This is a genomic window from Rhodococcus jostii NBRC 16295 (assembly GCF_001894825.1).
GTDB classification, from domain to species: Bacteria; Actinomycetota; Actinomycetes; order Mycobacteriales; family Mycobacteriaceae; genus Rhodococcus_F; species Rhodococcus_F jostii.
On record NZ_BCWY01000001.1, the window covers coordinates 110,025 to 129,240 of the forward strand.

General features: G+C 62.7%; 12 protein-coding genes and 1 pseudogene. All 13 read right to left on the reverse strand.

What is annotated here, in order from left to right; all coding sequences use genetic code 11:
- Positions 1–622: 622 nt before the first annotated feature.
- Positions 623–2,926 carry an ATP-binding protein gene (locus tag RJ1_RS00560; protein ID WP_240319569.1) on the reverse strand — a complete coding sequence of 768 codons (2,304 nt, stop codon included), beginning with the start codon at positions 2,924–2,926 and terminating at the stop codon, positions 623–625.
- Positions 2,927–3,560: 634 nt separating this feature from the next.
- Positions 3,561–6,149: a winged helix-turn-helix domain-containing protein gene (locus tag RJ1_RS00565; RefSeq protein WP_162850247.1), complete on the reverse strand. Its 2,589-nt coding sequence runs from the start codon at positions 6,147–6,149 to the stop codon at positions 3,561–3,563.
- A 741-nt stretch (positions 6,150–6,890) separates the two neighbouring features.
- Positions 6,891–8,255: an FAD-binding oxidoreductase gene (locus RJ1_RS00570; protein WP_073357956.1), complete on the reverse strand. Its 1,365-nt coding sequence runs from the start codon at positions 8,253–8,255 to the stop codon at positions 6,891–6,893.
- Positions 8,256–8,341: 86 nt separating this feature from the next.
- Complete coding sequence (locus tag RJ1_RS00575) at positions 8,342–8,974, reverse strand: FMN-dependent NADH-azoreductase (RefSeq protein WP_240319570.1); 633 nt, start codon at positions 8,972–8,974, stop codon at positions 8,342–8,344.
- Between the two features lie 110 nt (positions 8,975–9,084).
- Complete coding sequence (locus tag RJ1_RS00580; RefSeq protein WP_073357958.1) at positions 9,085–10,170, reverse strand: vWA domain-containing protein; 1,086 nt, start codon at positions 10,168–10,170, stop codon at positions 9,085–9,087.
- Positions 10,163–11,020 (reverse strand): AAA family ATPase, encoded by an 858-nt coding sequence (locus RJ1_RS00585; RefSeq protein WP_073358108.1) that lies wholly within the window; start codon positions 11,018–11,020, stop codon positions 10,163–10,165. Before RJ1_RS00585 ends, RJ1_RS00580 begins: the two co-directional genes overlap by 8 nt.
- A 77-nt stretch (positions 11,021–11,097) precedes the next feature.
- Positions 11,098–13,470, reverse strand: a complete 2,373-nt coding sequence (locus RJ1_RS00590) for a xanthine dehydrogenase family protein molybdopterin-binding subunit (protein WP_073357959.1) — start codon at positions 13,468–13,470, stop codon at positions 11,098–11,100.
- Positions 13,467–13,997: a (2Fe-2S)-binding protein gene (locus tag RJ1_RS00595; RefSeq protein WP_073357960.1), complete on the reverse strand. Its 531-nt coding sequence runs from the start codon at positions 13,995–13,997 to the stop codon at positions 13,467–13,469. Before RJ1_RS00595 ends, RJ1_RS00590 begins: the two co-directional genes overlap by 4 nt.
- A 3-nt stretch (positions 13,998–14,000) precedes the next feature.
- The gene (locus tag RJ1_RS00600) at positions 14,001–14,876 is read right to left on the reverse strand and encodes an FAD binding domain-containing protein (protein WP_073357961.1); all 876 of its coding nucleotides are present in this window, start codon (positions 14,874–14,876) and stop codon (positions 14,001–14,003) included.
- 39 nt (positions 14,877–14,915) lie between these two features.
- A complete protein-coding gene (locus RJ1_RS00605) occupies positions 14,916–16,178 on the reverse strand; it encodes a PDR/VanB family oxidoreductase (RefSeq protein WP_255284854.1) in 1,263 nt (420 codons plus the stop codon).
- A gap of 542 nt (positions 16,179–16,720) precedes the next feature.
- Positions 16,721–17,017: pseudogene (locus RJ1_RS47420) on the reverse strand (Rieske 2Fe-2S domain-containing protein); the annotation flags it as partial.
- A 230-nt stretch (positions 17,018–17,247) separates the two neighbouring features.
- Positions 17,248–18,231, reverse strand: a complete 984-nt coding sequence (locus tag RJ1_RS00615) for an alpha/beta fold hydrolase (RefSeq protein WP_338049544.1) — start codon at positions 18,229–18,231, stop codon at positions 17,248–17,250.
- Between the two features lie 192 nt (positions 18,232–18,423).
- Positions 18,424–19,212, reverse strand: coding sequence for an SRPBCC family protein (locus RJ1_RS00620; protein WP_162850248.1), 789 nt, complete (start codon positions 19,210–19,212; stop codon positions 18,424–18,426).
- Between the last annotated feature and the right edge of the window lie 4 nt (positions 19,213–19,216).

Genomic DNA, 19,216 nt, shown 5'->3' on the forward strand with positions numbered 1-19,216 from the left:
ACCCTGTCCGGGTAGTTCGTGCCCGCAACCGATGCCGTACACGTCTCACATCGGCAAACCTGGTGTCACTCCGCCAGGGCCGTTGCGGAAAAGTGCTCCACCGAGCCATGAGGGTGCCGTGGACTCCGCCGTCTGATACCGGTTCGCTCGACCAAAAGGGAGGACGTCGAAGAATTGATATACCTCAGCGTTCTCTGCTCAATATCTGGCAGGCTGGATAACCGTGTTCGGCGAGTCAGTTCGGCGTCACGACACACGCCCGTACGAGAATCCTGTCTATCTTCGCGCCGTACTCCTCGACCAGCACCTCGCCGGCCGCCTCACGACAGTCGGTACTCGCAGCGTGAGTGTCTCCTTCGTAGCCGTCGGTGAGTGCTCACCTGTTCGAGCACTATCGGTTTGTACAGCCCGCCCTGGGGCGACGGGAAGTTGGCGCATAGACTGACAGCTACACCGCGATAGGGTATAGAACTGTAGGGAGAGAACGTATTTCACCCATCCTCTCCGCGGAACAGCTGTAGAACCCCCAATCTTTCTGGAGCAACTGGAGTCTGGGTCGGCCGTTTCACGATCGACAGTCCCATCCCCAGGAAGCCCGACCGGGAGTAGTCCCTCGACCCACTCAGGACTGCGGGCCATGCGCGTGCTCGACCACCCAGGCTGCGATCTGCGTACGCGAGGTGAACCCGAGCTTGGCGAGCACATGCTCTACGTGCCCCTGGGCGGTACGCTGCGAGATCACCAGCCTGTCGGCGATCGCTTTGTTGGTGAGACCCTGTGTGACCAAGTCAGCGACCTGCCGCTCGCGTCGGGTGAGAGTAGTCGCGACGCTGACAAATGGATGATCCGCCGCTTGAGCTCGTTCATCGAGGGCATACGCGACGGCACTCTCGAAACTCAGGCTCTTGCCATTGCGGAACGCCGCGTCGAATGTTCGCCCTGTGAGCACACGACGGGTCTGCCTCTCACATTCCTCATGGTCGACGCGCAAACTCGGGAAGATCGCCATGGGGCGGCCCATGTCCCGCGAAAGTGATTCTGCGGCGCCCATCAACACCGCAGCACGCTCGGCCCGGTGCTCGCCTGTCGCGATCCAGGCCAGAGTCTCCATGCACCATCCCGAACTGATCCGGTCGTCGACAATCCGTGCCAGCCGAAGCGCATCCTCGAGTAGCGTTGCCGCACGGGCGGGGTCACCTCGGTGCCACCTCGCCAGCCCGGCGGCCCACAACGACCATCCGCGGTACACGGACTCGCCGTGGGATTCAGTAATGGAAAGGAGCTTCTCGTGGCAGGCGTCAGCGCGCGCCGCGTCGCCGAGCAGCTCGCTCGCCAACGTGAGCCCGAGTAAAGACCAGACTTGCCACAGGACGTCCGCCTCGGGGCGATACGCATCGAGAGCCGCCTCGAAGCAGACGACGGCGCGGAGAAAGTCACCCCCGAAGAGCGCAAGGTATCCGGCTGCATCTGAGTTGAGCGCGCGCGCCGCGGGGTCGCCCAACTGTTCGGCAAGGTCGCGCCCCTCCTCCGTCAGGACCGCGGCGGCTTCGAGATCGCCCTGTACGGCGGCCAGCATGCTGCCGCCGTACAGGGCTTTGACCCGCAGCGCGGAAGGCGGCCCGTTCGGGCATGCCAGGGTCCGATCTAGCCAGTGTCGGCCCTCGCTGAGCAGGCCACGGCAACGCCAGAACGGATACAGGGCGGCCGCGATACTCAGTCCGACCTCAGCGCCGCCGGGCTCGGTCAGGCAGAATTCCAGCGCCTCCCGCAGGTTCGGCTGCTCTCGCTCCAGGCGTGACATCCACTCCATCTGCCGGGGACTGATCCACTCGGCCTCAGCACGCAGCGCCAGCCGCTCGTACCAGTCCCGGTGCCGCCCCTGGAATGCTTCGCCGGCACCGATCTCACGCAATTTCTCCCAGCCGTAGGCGCGAAGGGTCTCCAGCAGTCGATACCGCACCACCGCGCCCCGCTCCTCACGAATCAGGATCGACTTGTCGACCAGCGAGGCGACCACATCCAACAAGACCTCCGGCGCGAGCTCCCCTCCACAGATAGCCTCGGCGGCATCCAGCTCGAAGCTTCCCGCGAACACTGCCAGTCGGGCCCACATCTCCCGTTCCGGCGCAGTGCACAGCTCATAGCTCCAGTCGACGCACAGCCGCAGCGTCTGCTGCCGTGTTGGCGCGCCGCGGGTGCCCCCGGTCAGCAATGCGTACCGGTCGGTCAGCCGCTGGAGGATCTGCGCAGCGGACATGGCCCGTAGCCGCGCCGCCGCCAACTCGATCGGAAGGGGCAGACCGTCCAACCGGTGACAGATCCCGGCGACGGCGATGCGATTGGTCTCAGTGAGACCGAACCCCGGCACAGCAGTGCACGCCCGTTCGGTGAACAGAGTTACTGCGTCATACCCCGGGAGTCCGTGCAGGGATGACGGCTTCCCCGGATCCGGGCACGCCAGGGGCGGTACCCGCAATGCAGCTTCGCCACCGATGTCGAGCGCCTCGCGACTTGTCGCCAAGATCCGCAGGTCAGGGCAGGTCGTCAGTAACTCCTCGGCCAGCGCCGCGACAGCGGCCACCACATGCTCGCAGTTGTCCAGCACCAGCAGTAGCCGCCGATCGATGAGAAAATCCGTCAGCAACTCGAAAGCGCGAAGGGCTGACTGCTCTCGAAGCCCTAACCCGGCAGCGACTGTGTCGGCCACCAGCGCGGCATCCTGCAACTCGCCCAGCTCTACCAACCACACCCCGTCGTCGAACGTGCGGCGCGCATCCGCGGCGACCCGCAATGCGAGCCGAGTCTTGCCCACACCGCCGATCCCGGTCAGCGTCACCAATCGGGAGACAGCCAACAATCGCCTCGCCTCGGTCACCTCGCGGCGGCGGCCGACGAAACTGTTCAGCTCCAAAGGCAGGTTTCCCATCCTGCCCCGATGGGGTGGCATGGAACCGTCGCTCTCTTCTCTGACGACCAGTTCAACTACCGTACCCTGGGCGAGCAGACCGTAGTCCGCGTATGAGGTCCATGCTCTCGGTGCATATAACGACAGAGGTGTTCGACCGTTCACCCGCAGGGCCGATCGGATCTCGCCTGGCCGAATTGCCGGATCAAGCACGACGATGCCTGCGCTTTCCGCAATGATTTCCGGTCAGCCAGTGGACCCTGCCGGTGTCGACGACAACGTCGCCGGCGCCGAGACGGCGAAGTCGCCCTCTTCAGCAGGGTCGTGCGCAATAGCGACGGCGGCACGTCTGTGTCGCGTGACATGGGGAGTTTCTCCGGTGATGCTGTGCCGAGGTATCTGAAGCGACTGGGGACATCTGTCGTAGCGGTGGGTCGCGTCGGTGCGTCGGCGATCTAGCGCTCGTTTCGGCACTAGCAGCCCTGCACCGGGCAGTGGCCTTCCCTCCACGCACACAGCTGGTTAACCCTAAGGTGCAGATCCCGATCTGGAAGCGGCAGCATTTCGCCGACGGTGCGGCCGGACGGATCGGGCTGTCGCCGCTCGAGCATCGTTCACCCAGGTTGCTGGCGCCTCGTCCGAATATGGTCGACGGCTAGAGCAGACCAAGCTCCCGTGCTCGCAGGACTGCCTGCCTCCGGCTCGAGACTGCGAGTTTGCCGTAGATGCTCTTCAGATGGGCCTTGACGGTGTTCACCGAAACGAACAGTTCCGCGGCTATCTCCGGCGAAGTCAGAAGGCTGGGTAGGTAGCGCAGAACAGTCACTTCCCTGTCGGTGAGTGAACCTCGATCGCCGCTCGGCGACTTAGTGTTCCCGTCGGCGAATGCATCTCCGAGCATCGCGATGAGTTCTCCAAGGAAGCGGGGATGCATGGTTGGTTGTCGCGCGTGCTCAGACAGTAGGGCTTGTCCGCGATGACCGAGTTGCACGTATGCGTAACAAATTCGTTCGGGTTCGCTCAGATCGAGAGCTGTCTCCGTCAGCCGTGACGCATCTTCGGAGCGCCCGTTCTCTCGATGAATTGCCGCGGCCATCAGTAGCGCCTGTACTCGCTCATCTGTGAAGCCTTCGGAGATTCCATTGACGGCAGGATCCAGTGTCTCCAACGCGCCGGCAGGATCAGATTCGGCGAGCCGAAGCTGCGCCTTGGCTACCAGCAGATGGGTCGGCCAGGGCTCTGGATTCGTAAGTTCAGTGAGCAGAACTCTGGCGCGGTCGGTCTCGCCGATTGCTGCAAGTAAGCGGATTGTTTCACCGCGGACATACTCCGAGAAGAGGTACTTGCCGGTCATCGCCTCCAGTGATTCCGCAGCTCCGCCGAGCGCGACGATTGCGCCTACGGTGTCTCCGCGCAGTGACAGGACCATCCCCTGTGTGAACCGGATTGACGTTTGCAGAGCAGACTCGCTGGTCCGCACTGCGTCCTCGGCTAGGTCGAGGTACTTGTCGGCCTCATCAAGCTCGTTCCAGACGTAATGGCAATATCCCAGCGCGTGCCACGCCAGCGCCATCGCCTCGGTGTTGGTCCAGCCGCGGCGCTCGGCCAGCCTGGCTGCTTGTTGCGCGAGGCTGGCGGCTTCGCCGAGTCTGTACTGCGCTGCCAGCACCGCAGTCAGTTCGCTCAAGCAACAGAGTTCGAGGTAATCGCGACCGGTCCGACGTGCGAGCGTCAGGCCCTCGCGAAGGCGCCGCTCGGCGACTTCTCTACTGCCCGACCAATATTCGGTCGCTCCGAGATGGAGAAGCGCCGCAGCGCGCACGTCATCGCTGACGAGAACCCGAGGGGCTGACCCGGGCGAACCCAGCAGCACCGAACTAGCGGCGCGCGCTTCCACGACGTCCCCCCGCAACCGCGCACGATCGAGATGGAACATCGCGATCGCGATGTCTAACTGCGGGCGCTGCTCGGCCGATGCAAAACCAGACATTTCTTCAGCGAGCTGGGCATCACGATCGGCATGGGTGACATCGTCGAGGGCGAGCCTGGTCACTGCCCTGATGGCAGCGAGCACCGGGTCGCTGTCCACTTTCTCGTTCGGAATCCGCCCGAGCATGGCGCGCAGGTTCGAATATTCGCCATCCAGAAACAGCGGCAACCATGCTTTGGTCAGCGTGTCGCTGGCCAAAGCCCAGTCGCGGGACTCCACTGCATGGTGAAATGCCTCGAGCGGAACGCCGTTCTCGGCGAACCAGGCGCTCGCTGTTCGGTGTAACCGCGGAAGCAATTCCGGATCCCCCTGCTCCAGCTTGCGCCTCAGGAGTTCCCCGAAGAGAGAGTGGTAGCGGTACCAGAACCGTTCGGGGCCTAGTGCGATGGTGAACACGTTGCCTCGCTCCATCTGGGCGAGCATGGCTGCTCCGTCACTGCGGCCAGTCAAAGCGTTCGCCAAGCCTCCCGTCATCCGCTCGCACACCGACGTACGCAGTAAAAAGTCCCGAGTTTCGGCGGATTGCTTCTCGAATACCTCGGCAATGAGGTAGTCGGCCACGGTTCCCTCGTCACCCACGAAGTGGGCGACGAAGCCTGCGGGGTCGGACACATTCGCCATGGAGAGCGCAGCCAGCCGAAGACCGGCGGGCCAGCCCTCGGCACGCACGTGAAGTTTGTTCATGTCTGATGCCGACAGCCTGAGGCCGACATCTTCCAGCAGCGCTGATGCTTCTCGCTCGGTAAATCCCAAATCGTTTGCTCGGATCTCGGTGAGCTCACGCGCCACTCTCATCCGAGCAAGCGATAACGGAGGAAGGAATCGCCCGGCCAGCACTATTCGCAACTGGCGAGGCGCGAACTGCAGCAGGAAGTCGAGTTGTTCGACCAAAGGTTGATTGGTCAGTTCGTGAACATCATCGAGAACCACGATCACTGGTGATGGCAGTTCGGCCAGCGCATTGACGAGCAACGCCACAAACGATCCGAGCTCGGAACTCGTGGTGATCGGAGGTAGTAGGGTGTCGAGCCCGTTGTCGAAACGCGCTGAAGTTGCGGTGTGCAAGGCTTGGAGCAGGTTGCTCCAAAACCGAATGGGGTCATTGTCGCCGGTGTCTAGTGATATCCAGGCGACCGGACCAGGTAATTCCACCTCGGACAGCCACGAGCTCATCAGCAGCGTCTTACCCCAGCCCGCCGGAGCGACTATTGCCGTCACTCGTTCTTCGATCGCAAGCGTGAGCAGCTGAACCAACCGAGGTCGGTATATCAGGCGGCCGGGAACGCGCGGTGGACCGATCTTGGTCGAGACCAGCGGCGCGGCCAGCGGGCCTTCGTGTGGGTGAGGGGGAGGCGCAGTTGTCACCTTGTGCACCGCACATGTGCGGGCGTGCATTCGCGGCAGTCACCTGGGCGCAGAGCGCTAGACCTCAGGTTCAATTCACCAACTCCAACGACGTAATTGCGACCAGTCCTTGTGGCCCCGGGCGATCCCCTCGCAGCTCACAATACGCCGATCCAGCCAATGGTCGGCCTAGGATTTCAGACAATAACCGAGGCGGAATGCGAGAGTCTCTGCGCGATTCGCTGCAGTCCAATACGGGATTGGCAGCACTCAGACCTCATCCGTAAAGCCCAGAAGTGGGCCACGGATGAGGTCTGAATTGCGCTGTACCGTTGCAACCGTGGGTCGTCTATGGACACGGCTGCGCCGGGTAGGGTGGCCCTCCGTCCGTGCCCGTTGGGTGTTGTCGGTCCGGCGCATGGGCGAACTGAAATCCCACTTCGGAAGGGTGGGCTGGCGAACTCGCTCATCCCGATCGACACTCCAGCACCCGCAGGACCGGACTGAACGGCGAACAGAGGGTCGGTATCGCGCTACATACAATCCCGTGGGCCGGCGACGGTACCGGTCAGGTGCTGGGTCCTAGGCGCGCGAGTGCTGAGCTCGCGGCCGGGCTACTCGGCAAGCAGTATCCCAGCCGCGAGAGGGCGGTTAGCCCGCCGGATCGATGTTGTGGTTCAAATGAAACAGGTTGGTCGGGTCGTACTGGCGCTTGAGTTCCCGCAGCCGACCGACATTCGGGCCGTAGGCGTCGCGGGTCAACGCACCGTCATCCTCTGACAGGTAGTTCACGTAGCTCGCTTCCAGCATGTAAGGCCGAAGAGCGTCGAAGACCTCCCGCGTCCAAGCGATGTTGACTTCGGACTCGGCCGGGTCCCACCACTGTGCCTGGATGAGCACGCTGTACCCGTGCTGACGGTGAGGGTAGGCAGTCGCGGTCGGATCGACGCGTGCGGCCGCGCCGCGCACCGGTTCGATCAGCATCAAAGTCAGCGGTGAGGGCACTGTCGCGTATGCGTCGACCATGATCTTCGCGACCTCAGGAGAAAGCTCCCGCAGGAAGGCGGACTTCCAGTAGTTTTGTGCCCCGCGCGGGAACGAAGGGTCGAAGAGGGTGTTGATGCCCGGGTACGCCATCTTCTTGACATCGTCGAGGACCGGCGAGCCGTACTCTCGGATCGGAGCCACCTCCAACTCCGCGTCATCAAGGTTGTCACCGCTGTGGCAGAGGACGAGGGCGGCGAGTTTGACGCCGTCTTGGTCGTGCATGAGACCGAATTGCAGTGCGAGCTCATCGGGCGCCGGCTCGATGAAGCGGCCGTAGGCGTCGAAGACTGCGGCGGCGTCGTCGTATGGGTGCAGGATCATGCCGCCGACGATGTCGGTCACGGGGTAGGCCCGGTACTTCAGCGATGTCACAACACCAAAGTTGGCGCCGGCGCCGCGCAGAGCCCAGAGCAGGTCGGGATTTGTGTCCTCATTGACAATGAGGACGTCGCCCTCCGCTGTGACCAGCTCGGCGCCGATAAGGTTGTCGCTCGCCAGACCGTAACGCCCCTGCAGCCACCCCAGGCCGCCGCCGAGCGTGAGACCTGCGATGCCCGTGGTCGACACCACGCCACCCGGGGTGGCCATGCCGTGCACAGACGATGCGCGGTTGATCTGGCCCCAGTTCACCCCTGGCTGGGCCGTAATCGTCATCGCTGCCGGATCGACGGAGACACCCTTCATCGGGTTGACGTCGATCATCAGGCCGCCTTCTGTCACAGCCCTGCCTGCAACGTTGTGTCCGCAGCCGCGCACGGAGATCTCCAGGCCGAGATCGCGTCCCAGATTCACTGCGTCGCGCACGTCGGCGGTGGTGACGCAGCAGGCGATCACGGCGGGTCGCTTGTCGATCATGCCGTTGTGCAACGACCGCGCTGCGTCGTAGCCCTCATCTCCAGGGAAGAGGAACTTGCCGTTGAAGGATTTCTGGATCTCTTCAGGGATCTGGATAAGTTCGGTGGTCGTCATGCTGATCAGCCTCTGAATCTTTCATGGTTGTAGATGGGCACAGATTGGGCATATTCAGTTGGGGCACCGGTATGTATGCCGGCGAGTCAATAGCTGACGGCAGCTGATTCGGTGGTGGGGTCGACTGAACGATCGAGGGCCTTGGCCACGGCCTCCGCTTGATCGGTGGCCTGTAAAACCGCGGCGGCACGGGATTGCTCATGGAGCGGGAGCAAGTGCGCGAGGTTCGGAACGTATGTCGAGTTGGTGAGTTCGACGTCGATGATGGTCAGGTTCATCTCCATCGTGTCGACGAAGATCTTGTTCAGGTACGGGCGAAGGAAATCCCAGTCCTCTTTGGGGGTGCCTGGCCCATAGCCACCGCCGAAGCTTGCGACCACCGTGATCGGACGATCCTGGATTGGCGACGCGACACCGTCGGGAGTCATGATCCGATCCGGCACCATCAGATGATCAATCCACGCTTTGATTGTCGACGGAACCGAGTAGTTGTACATCGGCATCGAGACGAGGTAAGCATCCGCTGCGAGAAACTCCTCGATGAGTTCATCCTGGATCTTGAGAGCTCGGCGTTGGTCGGAACTGCGCTCGGCAGACGAAATCATACTCGCTGCAACAGCATCGATGAGATGTGGGGGCGGGGCTGTTGCGAGATCGCGATAGGTTACGTGTGCGGTGGGTAGCGCATCGTCGAAGGCATGGCGAAAGATCGCCGCCACGTCGCGGGAGTGTGAGCCTTGATCTCGAACCGAAGAATCGATGTGGAGTAGTCGGGTCATATCGTGGATTCCTGATCTCATTTACTGTGGCGGGATAGGTGGTGTACCCATCACAAAAGGTCGCCGAGTAGTTGTTCCAAACTCGCCAGATTGTGTCCGCTGGAGAACTTGTCGATGTAGGGCATCGACGCCTTCATGCCTCGTGCCAACGGTTCGTAGCGGGGATCTTCGGCGAGCGGGTTCAGCCAGAACACTTGGTGTGCAGTGAGCGCCAGTCTCTCCATTTGATGCTCCAGAGCCGCTGGGTCGCCGACCTCCAGTCCATCTGAGCAAACGACCACCGTCGCGTTGCGGATGGCCGATCTCGAGATCGAGTCGGTCAGCAGCAAATGGACTGATTCGCCGATGCGAGTGCCGCCGTCCCAGTCAGGGACGACGCTCGCCGCGGCGCACAGCATGGCCGAAGGATCGCCGCCCCTCAGCGTCGAGGTCAGATTCGTCACCGACGTGCCGAAGGCCCAGGCAAGAGCATCTCGACACGCGCGATGGACGACATGGGCGAACAGCAGCATGGCACGGGAAAAATTCGTCATCGAGCCGGAGACGTCCAGCAGAAAGACGATTCTCCGCGGGCGTTGTCTGCGGCGGCGGTGACACAACGTGACGGGTTCACCCCCGGTGGCCAGTGCCAACCGAACTGTGCGACGAGTGTCCACCGGTCCGGACGGCGCACGGCAGTAACGACGCTCCCGTCGCCGAGGCAACGCCGACAGCATGCTCGCCATCAGTCGTGCGAGCTGATCGAGCTCTGCGCTGCTGCAAGTCCCGAAACTTTTGTGGCGCAATAACTCGATGGCGTTTGCGGTGAGTTCTTGGCTTCCGGTGGACATTTCCGCGCCGCTATCGTCATGATTGGCGGCCGGGGTGGCGCCGGTCAGCAACTGATCTCGGCTATCGGATCCATCCTGATCGGCGGGCACCTCACGGCCGGCAAAGAAGCTCTGGAACACCTCGTCGTACAGGGTGATCCGATCCGGCCGCGAGACCAAACTGATTCGGCCGGCCCAGTACAGATCCGATGCCCCCAGAATCGCCGCTGACTCACAGAACGTGAGCATTCGGGACGGGTCGACCGGCACACCATGCTCACGCAGGGCATGCCCGAAGGTGACAAGCTGTGGCACTAAGTCATTCATGGACGAGCTCGTCCATCAACGCGTCGAGACGGCGGAGATCGTCGCGGTTCTTCGCAACAGCGCCCAGGGTTACCCTGCCCAGCTCCGCGTTCTGTCGCAGCGACTGCACACCCACGGCACGCAGCGCACGCGTCCAGTCGATGGACTCCGCAGCACCCGGCGGCTTCAACAAGTCCAAGGACCGCATTCTCGCTGTCGTCTCCGCGACCGACCGGGCGAGTTCCCCCGCAGCGTCGGGGACGTGCATTGAGATGATGGCAACCTCCCGCTCTACGTCGGGATAGTCAATCCAGTGATAGAGACACCGGCGAGTGAGAGCATCATGCAGTTCCCGGGTCCGATTCGACGTGATCACCACAATCGGTGGGTCCGGAGCGGACACCCGTCCGATCTCGGGCACCGTCACAGCGAAGTCAGAGAGGAACTCCAGCAGGAACGCCTCGAATTCATCGTCAGCCCGATCGAGTTCATCGATCAGCAGCACTGCGCGAGACCCCAGCCGAAGGGCTCGGAGCAGCGAACGTTCCAGCAGAAACTCTGGCGTATACAGGCCGCGATAGCCTTCCCCGCCGTCGGACATCGATCGGGCGGCCAATAGCTGACGAGGAAAGTCCCAATCGTAGAGGGCCTGTGAGGACTCGATGCCTTCGTAGCACTGGAGCCGGATCAGCTCGGCGTCGCACATCTGCGTCAGCGCTTCTGCCAGCATGGTCTTGCCCACCCCGGGCTCACCCTCCAGCAGCAGCGGCCGGCCGAGCTGCAGCGCAACCAGGATCGCGGTCGCCAAGCCACGGTCGGCCAGATAGCCGGTGTCGGTCAGCGCCCGCTCGGTATCGGCCACCGTCGACAGCTGCCTCCTTCGAGGCGCGGGTCGATCCACAGGATGGAGAAGTGCGCTTCCGTTGAAGGGCGCGGTGCCGCTATCGATCACGTTTCGGTCACCACCTCGGGCTGCTTGTCCCTGAGCAAGTCGCGCAGGTAGCTCGGTGTGACTGGAGTGCGGTCGATACTCACACCGAAGGGGCTGAGGGCATCGGCCACCGCGTTGATGATCGCCGCAGGTACGACGATCGTGCCGCCCTCGCCCATACCTTTGACTCCGCTGGTCGTGACCGCTGAAGGGGTTTCGATGTGGTGGATTTCGATGTTGGGGACATCCATCGAGGTCGGGTAGAGATAGTCCATCAAGCTGCCAGAGAGGAACTGGCCGTCGTCGTCATAGACCATTTCCTCGAGCAGTGCCATGCCCAGGCCTTGCGCCAGTCCGCCGCAGACCTGACCGTCGACGATCATCGGGTTCAGGACGACCCCGCAGTCCTCCACCGCGAGTAGGCGTTCGATCTTGACGATGCCGGTTTCGACGTCCACCTCCACGACCACGACCGTGCACCCGTTCGAGTACGTCTCGGGCGGGTCGTACGAGCGGGTCGCTGTCAATACGGTCTCGGCCTCCGGACGGGCGTATCCCGCGAAGTAGCCGAAGCCGGTCACCGCACTGAGGGGGACGGCCACTTGAGGGGCGCCCTTGACGGAGGCAATCCCGTTGTAGATCTCGATGTCGTCCGGACTGGCTTCGAGGATGGTTCCGGCGAGCTTCTGCAGCTTGCCCTTGATTTCGATGGCGGCCCGGGTGAGTGCCCCCGTGGCGATGACCGCACTTCGGCTCGCCCACGTTCCCATTCCCCATTGGGCTTGATCGGTATCACCGAAGCGAACTCGAACATCTTCGAGTCGGACGCCGAGCTCATCGGCGACGACCTGTGCGAACGTTGTTTCGTGGCCTTGGCCATGTGAGTGCATTCCGGTGGTCACCGTGACGGAGCCATCGGGTTCGACGACGACGCTGGCCTGATCCTGGGATGCAACCGGGACACCGATCGCGGCGGCTAGATCAGTGCCCGGCGCGGAGGGTTCGACGATCGCGCTGAACCCGATCCCGATGTAGCGTCCCTGTTTGCGCAGGTCCAGCTGGCGGCTGCGGAACTCCTCGTATCCGATTTCCTTCTGCGCCAGTTCGATCGATTCGCGGTAGCTACCGCCGTCGTAATTCTGGCCGAATGCCGTTCGGTAGGGCTCGGATGGGATGACGTTGCGCAGGCGCAGTGCGACGGGATCGATCTGCATGGCCCGTGCGATGTCATCGACGAGGGTTTCGCGGACTGTTTGTCCGACTGCCAGGCCGGTGCCCCGGATTGCGCCCGAAGGGCATTTGTTGGTGAGGGCCCCGTCTGCGACGTAGTTGACATTCTGAACGTCATAGACGCCGGTCATACATTTTCCGGCTGGAATCGAGTTCACCAACGACGTGTTCGGGTAGGTCGTGTATGCACCCCCGTCAGCCACCCACGTGCCACGGAAGCCGACGAATTCGCCGTCCTCCTTCACCGCGATGTCCATGGTGCAGGCGACTTCGCGGGCGTGGTTGGACGCAGCCAGATTTTCGAAGCGGTCTTCGACCCACTTCACGGGTCGGCCGATCTTGCGGCTCGCCGCGGGGATCGCGATGTCTTCGGGGTACATGCTGGCTTTCAGCCCGAAGCCGCCGCCCACGTCGGGGGAAATGAGTCGAAAGCGGCCTTCCGGAATCTTCAGGAGCGGCGCGACAGCCGTCCGAATGATGTACGGCATCTGGCTCGAACACCACATCGTGAGGCGATCGGATGCCGGGTCGTAGTCGGCCATCACCGCGCGGTTCTCCAGGGGTGCGCCGCCGAGGCGGCCGGTGTGGAAGTTCTTGGTGAACACGCGATACGCGCCTCCGAATGCAGCGTCGATGTCGCCGTACGTTTCTTCGACCCTGCCTGCGCTGTTGCTTTCGAGTTCCGCGTGCAGTCGGGGTGCGTCCTCGCTCAACGCATACGTGGCGTCCAACACCGTCGGGAGTGGATCGTAGTCCACCTCGACCAGCTCGGCGCCGTCCTCGGCCAGGTAGCGCGACTCGGCGATCACGATGGCGACGGCTTCGCCCAGGTATCGGACGTTGTCGACAGCCAGCGCTGGTTGGGAGACCGGCTTCCCTTCGGGACGCGGAATGACGGCTGTGATGGGTAGGATCTCGTCGGCAAAGTCCGCGGCGGTGTAGACCGCGAGTACGCCGGGCACCTCCAGTGCCGCATCGGTATCGATCGAGAGAATCGTAGCGTGTGGCAGCGGGCTGCGAACGAACGCCGCGTGCAGCAGACCGGGAAGCGAAATGTCATCGATGTACTTGCCGCGGCCGGTAAGGAAGCGGGGGTCCTCCACCCGCTTGACACGGGCGCCGACATAGCGGCTCGGGCGACCGGTCTCGACGGCGCTCACTCGGAAACCTCATTGCGCACAGCGCAGGTCGCCGCCGCGTCGCCGCACCGGCGGGCCGCATTCTGGACCGAGTTGACGATGCCCTGATAACCCGTGCACCGGCACACGTTGCCCGAGATGTAGTCACGGATCACACCCTCCGACGGATCGGGGTCCTCCTCCAGAAGCGCCTGTGTCGTCAGGAGCATTGCCGGAGTGCAGAATCCGCACTGCAGACCGTGCTCGTCCCGGAAGGCCTCCTGAATCGGATGCAACTGCGCTCCATCGGCCATGCCTTCCACGGTTTCGATCTCGGCACCGTCCACCTGAACGGCGAACGTGATGCACGAGCGCACCAACTGACCGTCGATCCGCACCGTGCACGCGCCGCAGACACCGTGCTCACAACCGACGTGTGTGCCGGTCAGATCGAGTTCGTGTCGAATGAAGTCACTGAGCAATGTGCGTGGCTCGGCGATACCGCTGCGCTTGACTCCGTTGACGGTGACCCGCACCGCAACATCGCCGTCATAGACCTTGATTGCCATTGTCTATCCTTCCTGGAGGCCGGCGGCCTGACGAATGGATCGGGCTACGAGTGCGGCGGTGACTTCTTTGCGGTACTCACCCGAGGCATGGGCGTCGGGCACCGGATCGATTCCGTCCGCCGCAGCGGCCGCCGCAGCACGGATACCCTGCGGGTCGTCGAGGCGCCGACCCATCAGCTCCGATTCGGCTGTTCGGGCGCGCAGGGGCCGATCGGCGACACCCATGAGCGCGATCCGGGCCTGCCGGACGGCGCCGTCCTCGTCGAGGTCAGCGACGAACGCCGTCCCCACCAATGCGAAGTCCCCGTGCCGCCGACCGACCTCCTCGAAGGACCACACCCGACGAACATTTCTCGGCGGCTGCGGAATTCTGATCTCGGTGAGCACTTCGTCCTCGGCAATCGATGTCGTCAAGAAGGTGACGAAGAAATCATCCGCGTCGATGAGACGGTCACCGCCCGAGCCGGTCACCACGACCTGACCATCGAGAGCAAGCAAGATCGCGGGCAGTTCAGCCGCCGGATCGGCATGCGCGATGCTGCCACCGACCGTGCCCCGGTTGCGGATGGCGCCGTGCCCGACATGGACGAGCGCTGCCGAGATGATCGGAGCCGCAGCGGTGATCTCCGCAGATGTGAGCATATTCTGGTGTCGTGACGTGGCGCCGATGGTCACCGCACCGTTCACCTCGAATCGCTGCAACTCCGGGATCCGGCACACATCCACCAGCACACTCGGACGTGCGAGACGCATGTTCATCGTCGGAATCAGACTCTGGCCGCCGGCGATGATCTTCGCTTCGTCACCATGCTCGACGAGCAGTCCCACAGCTTCGGCGACGGTCTCGGGCACGTAGTAGGCGAACGGCGCTGGTTTCACTTCAAGCCTCTTATCATCGACATCATTTGCTCGGTCGTGTCACAGGTCGAGGACGAGCTGAGGGGACAACGCTCGCGATACGCACACCATCATGGAGGTGTTGGCGGTTCGCTCCGCTTCACTGAGCAGTAGGTCTCGATGCTCCGGTAGGCCTCCGAGAACCTTTGTCTCGCAGGTGCCACATATGCCTTCGCGACAGCCGAAGGACACCGCGATCGACGCGTCCTCCATTGCTTCGAGGATGGACTGATCGGGGCCGACCACGATCGTGGTTCCAGTCTTCTCGAGCACTACCTCGAATGATGTCGAGTCAGGAGCAACGACGGGAATGTCGGCGCGAAACCGTTCGACATGTAGTGATCCCGCCGGCCAGTCCTGACATGCGTTCTCAACTGCGGCGATGAGCGGTTCCGGACCGCAACAGTAGATGGTGACGTCGGGTCGAGGCTGCCCGATCTCAGCTTGAAGATCGATAATTCCCAGCTCGTCTTGTGGGACAACGCTGACGTGCTCGCCGAGGGCAGCAAGCTCGTCTACGAACGCCATCGTGGTGCGGCTGCGGCCGCCGTAGACCAGTCGCCACCGGGCTTCGCGGGTCTGCAGTTGCGCAATCATCGCGCGCAGCGGAGTGATTCCGATCCCGCCGGCAATCAGCAGGTATTCCTCGGCCTCTACCAGCGGGAAGTTGTTCCGCGGGCCGCGCACGGTGAGCACGTCCCCAACCCGAACGTTGTCGTGCATCCAGATCGAGCCGCCGCGGCTGCGCGGGTCACGCTGAACCGCGATCTGCCAGGTGTGCGCGTTGGTGGGGTCGCCACACAGCGAGTATTGCCGAACCATGTCCGGGCCGGCCTGGACATCGAGGTGGGCGCCGGGCTCCCACGGACCCAACGGACACCCGTCGAGGCTGACGAAGCCGATCGATACGACTCCTTCGGATCGCCAGATCAGTTCGCGTACCCGAACCTGACGAAACTCGGCGGCGGTGTCGACGTGGACGTCATCCTGCCGGGCTTCATTCATTGAGTTGATCACTACGACCTCCGTGCGCCCTGCTGTTAGCTGTTGTTCGTTGTGGTTCGGTCCGCCGACCGCGCGTCTGTGCCCTGTGAGATCGGGCTCGATGAGCAGCCCTACGAAATGAAGTCTCGTGCCGGATGCGCGCGGGGGAAGGCGCGAAGGAACCGAAGGTAACGTCCCAGTACCAGATCCGATTTCGTCAGCATCTCGGGCCGAAAGCGCATCTTGTTCATGATCGGTACGTCGTCGGCGAGCAGGTTGTTCTGGAACTCCTTCGACCACACGTTGTACTCGTCCGCCGCTGCCATCTCCTCCGGGGTGTCACCCTTGAGGGTGCCAATCACGGAGTAGGAGTCATACTGACCGAATTTGGTTGGCGTGCATGGATTGAGGACGAACCGACGCCGGCCGTTGATCTCGCTTTCCTCGCGGTAGACGTTCGTGCCGACGATGGAAACCTTGAAGTCGAGTCGCATGCCGTCAGCGGTGGTTCCACGGAAGGGGTACGTAAAGCCCCATTGATCCCACTCAACGGAGTCGACTGGGTTCGGATCGTCCATCGTGACTCCGTGCACCACCTGGATGTGGTTGAAGTCCGCTGTGTTGCACATGAATTCCCATGGATCGCAATATGTCACGGCCATGACGTCAAGGACTCGGGACGGGTGAAAGACGAGGTCTTCCTCCGGGACGCTGAAAGAGGGCACTTCGTACGTCGGCTCTTCTCCGTTGAATGCCCAGATCAGACCGTATTTTTCTCGAGTCGGAAACTTGAACACACGCGCGTTGCGTGGGATTGCGTCACCACTGCCGGTCTTGGTGCAGACGCCCTCGCCGTTGAACTGCCAATGGTGAAATGCGCACCGGAGGTCCGCGCCCACCACGTCGCCGTCGCTGAGGTCTGCACCCATGTGCGGGCAGTACGCGCTGGTGACCGAGGCGGTCCCGTCTTCGGCTCGGAAGATCACAATGCGGCCACCCAGGAAGTCCTTACCGATCACCTTGCCGGCGTCGACTTCGGTCGACGCCGCGACCGCGTGCCATACCTGGGTGTAGAGGCCGTCCTCACCTTCGCGCGGTACAATTCCCTTGTAGGCGGTTCGCTCCGCTACCGATGTCATGGTGGTCCCTTTCGTTCAGATTGATCGCCGATCATGCGACTGCACTTTGTTCTCTGCTTCTAAGAAGCTCTGCTGCAAGCGTGGCGTGTGAGCCCGCTTACGACATCACCCTGACCGGGTAGTCTCGGCCCCCAGAAGGGTCCTCACTCCGGTAAAGCCAGCTCAGGTGTAACTCGCGCTGCACGTCGCCTTCGTGGGAACTCGAGACACGGAGACCCCGCCCGACGGCTTTACAGGCAACCCGCCATCGCCAGCCCGTACTGCCTGCACGGAACTGCACGCTCTACCGTCCGCGCGATCGCTTCGGTCACCAGCCTTGGATGCTCGAACTGGATCATGTGGCCAGCACCTGCAACACGAACAAACTCAGCCCTAGGCATTGCGGCGGCGATTTCCTCGGAGTTTCGAATCGGCGTCACCATGTCCGTCTCCCCGCACACCACGACCGAGGGGACTGTTCCGAGGAGCGGCAACGCTGCGGTTTCGTCGTGTGCTTCCAGCGACTCCAGAAAGGCCCTGATCGTGTCGATGGACGTTGATCCGAACATCGCCACCGATGGGTCCAGGCCGATCCGAAAACCTCCGATGCGGCGCTGCGCTGCCACGGTTACGGCCGTGGCCGCAGCGACCTTCGCGACGTTGGCAGCTCTCGGTGCGATTCCTATTCCGAGCCGAAGCGCCGCTAGGACGGGTCCATTAACCTGAGGAAAGAGACCGGACCGCCGTAGTCCTTCCGCGGCGGTAGCGATGAGAGCTGCACCGATAACTCGGGTGCCGATCATGTGCGGAAACTGTTCAGCATGGGAGAGCACCGTCATGCCGCCCATACTGTGTCCGACCAAGACGATTGGTCCACTCGGCGCCACTGTGGTTATCACCGACTGGAGATCACGTCCGAGTTGCGAGATCGTGCAGCTGGCTGGATCAGCTCGTCCCGACCGGCCGTGCCCTCTCTGGTCATATGCAACAAGTCGAACCGTGTTGCCCCACAGTCTTTCCAGTCGGCTGAGTTGTGGCCCCCAAGCGGCCATCCGCAGGCAGTATCCGTGAGCGAAGACTACGGTCAGCGGAGCGTCCGGGGGTCCTATCTCCCTCACGACCAACGAAACTCCATCGTCCGTGGTGATAGTGTTCTCTCGTATGCGACCTGCGTGCTTCACAATGTCTGTCGGTCCAATCTGCGGCTCGTAAGGATTCATGATGAACGCCGCCATAGCTGGTCAAGAGGATTCATGAGGTCAAGCCTCATTGAATTGCGATCCTTGCCAAATCAACTGAGGGCAAGCCACCCGCGAAGTGGGCCGATCTCTCGGGATCCGAGACTGGCCGCGTCGAGGCAGGGCGCGCTCATACCTGTCAACAGGCATTCGATTCGAGGTCGATTGATCGACTACCCTGCGAAGGCGTCAATCTCGCCGAACGAACGAGATAAAATGCTTCTTCAGCGCTTCCGGACTCATTGGATCGAAATCTTTACGAACCAGTAGGAGTCGGGCAACTCCGATGCTCAGTACGATCAGCCCCACCACGGTGGCAGCCCATTTCGCCTGGACAGGGATGATCGATCTGAGATCGAGGGGTGCAACGTCTGTGCTGGCAAAATTGGTGGCGGTGACCGGTGCCGGCCCCGCCGGGTTCGGCGCGGTCTCGCCGCCGCCGCCGGCAACAGGCGCTACCTCCGGTGTTGCAGAGACCTTCTGGGGATCGCCAGGACCGGCGAGAACCGTTTGCTGCAACCGCGCCGCGAACTGTTCGATCATCCGCGATCCGATTTCCGTCATCGCGCCTCGGCCGAACTGCGCCACCTTCCCTGAGATCGCCAGGTCCGTGGTGACCGTACACCGAGTACCGCCGGCGTCGCTCCCCAACAATTGCATGGTGATGAGTGCGTCCGCGCTGCCCTTGCCTGTCGTGTCCTTTGCCCGCGCCTTCAACACCGCTCGGTAGACAATCGGATCGAGTTCAGTGAACGAGGCCTGTCCCTTGAACTGCGTCAGGATGGGACCGATCTTGAGCTTGACGACACCCGTAAACGAGTCTCCGTCCACCCCGGTCAGAACGGCGCCCGGCATACAAGGGGCGATCAGTTCGACGTCGGTGAGGGCTGCCCACGCTTCTCCGATGGGGACGCCAAGGGCGAACTCGTTTTCCAGCTTCACGGTGAAGGCCTTTCTCGATTTCTGCGGTGAGTCCACTGTG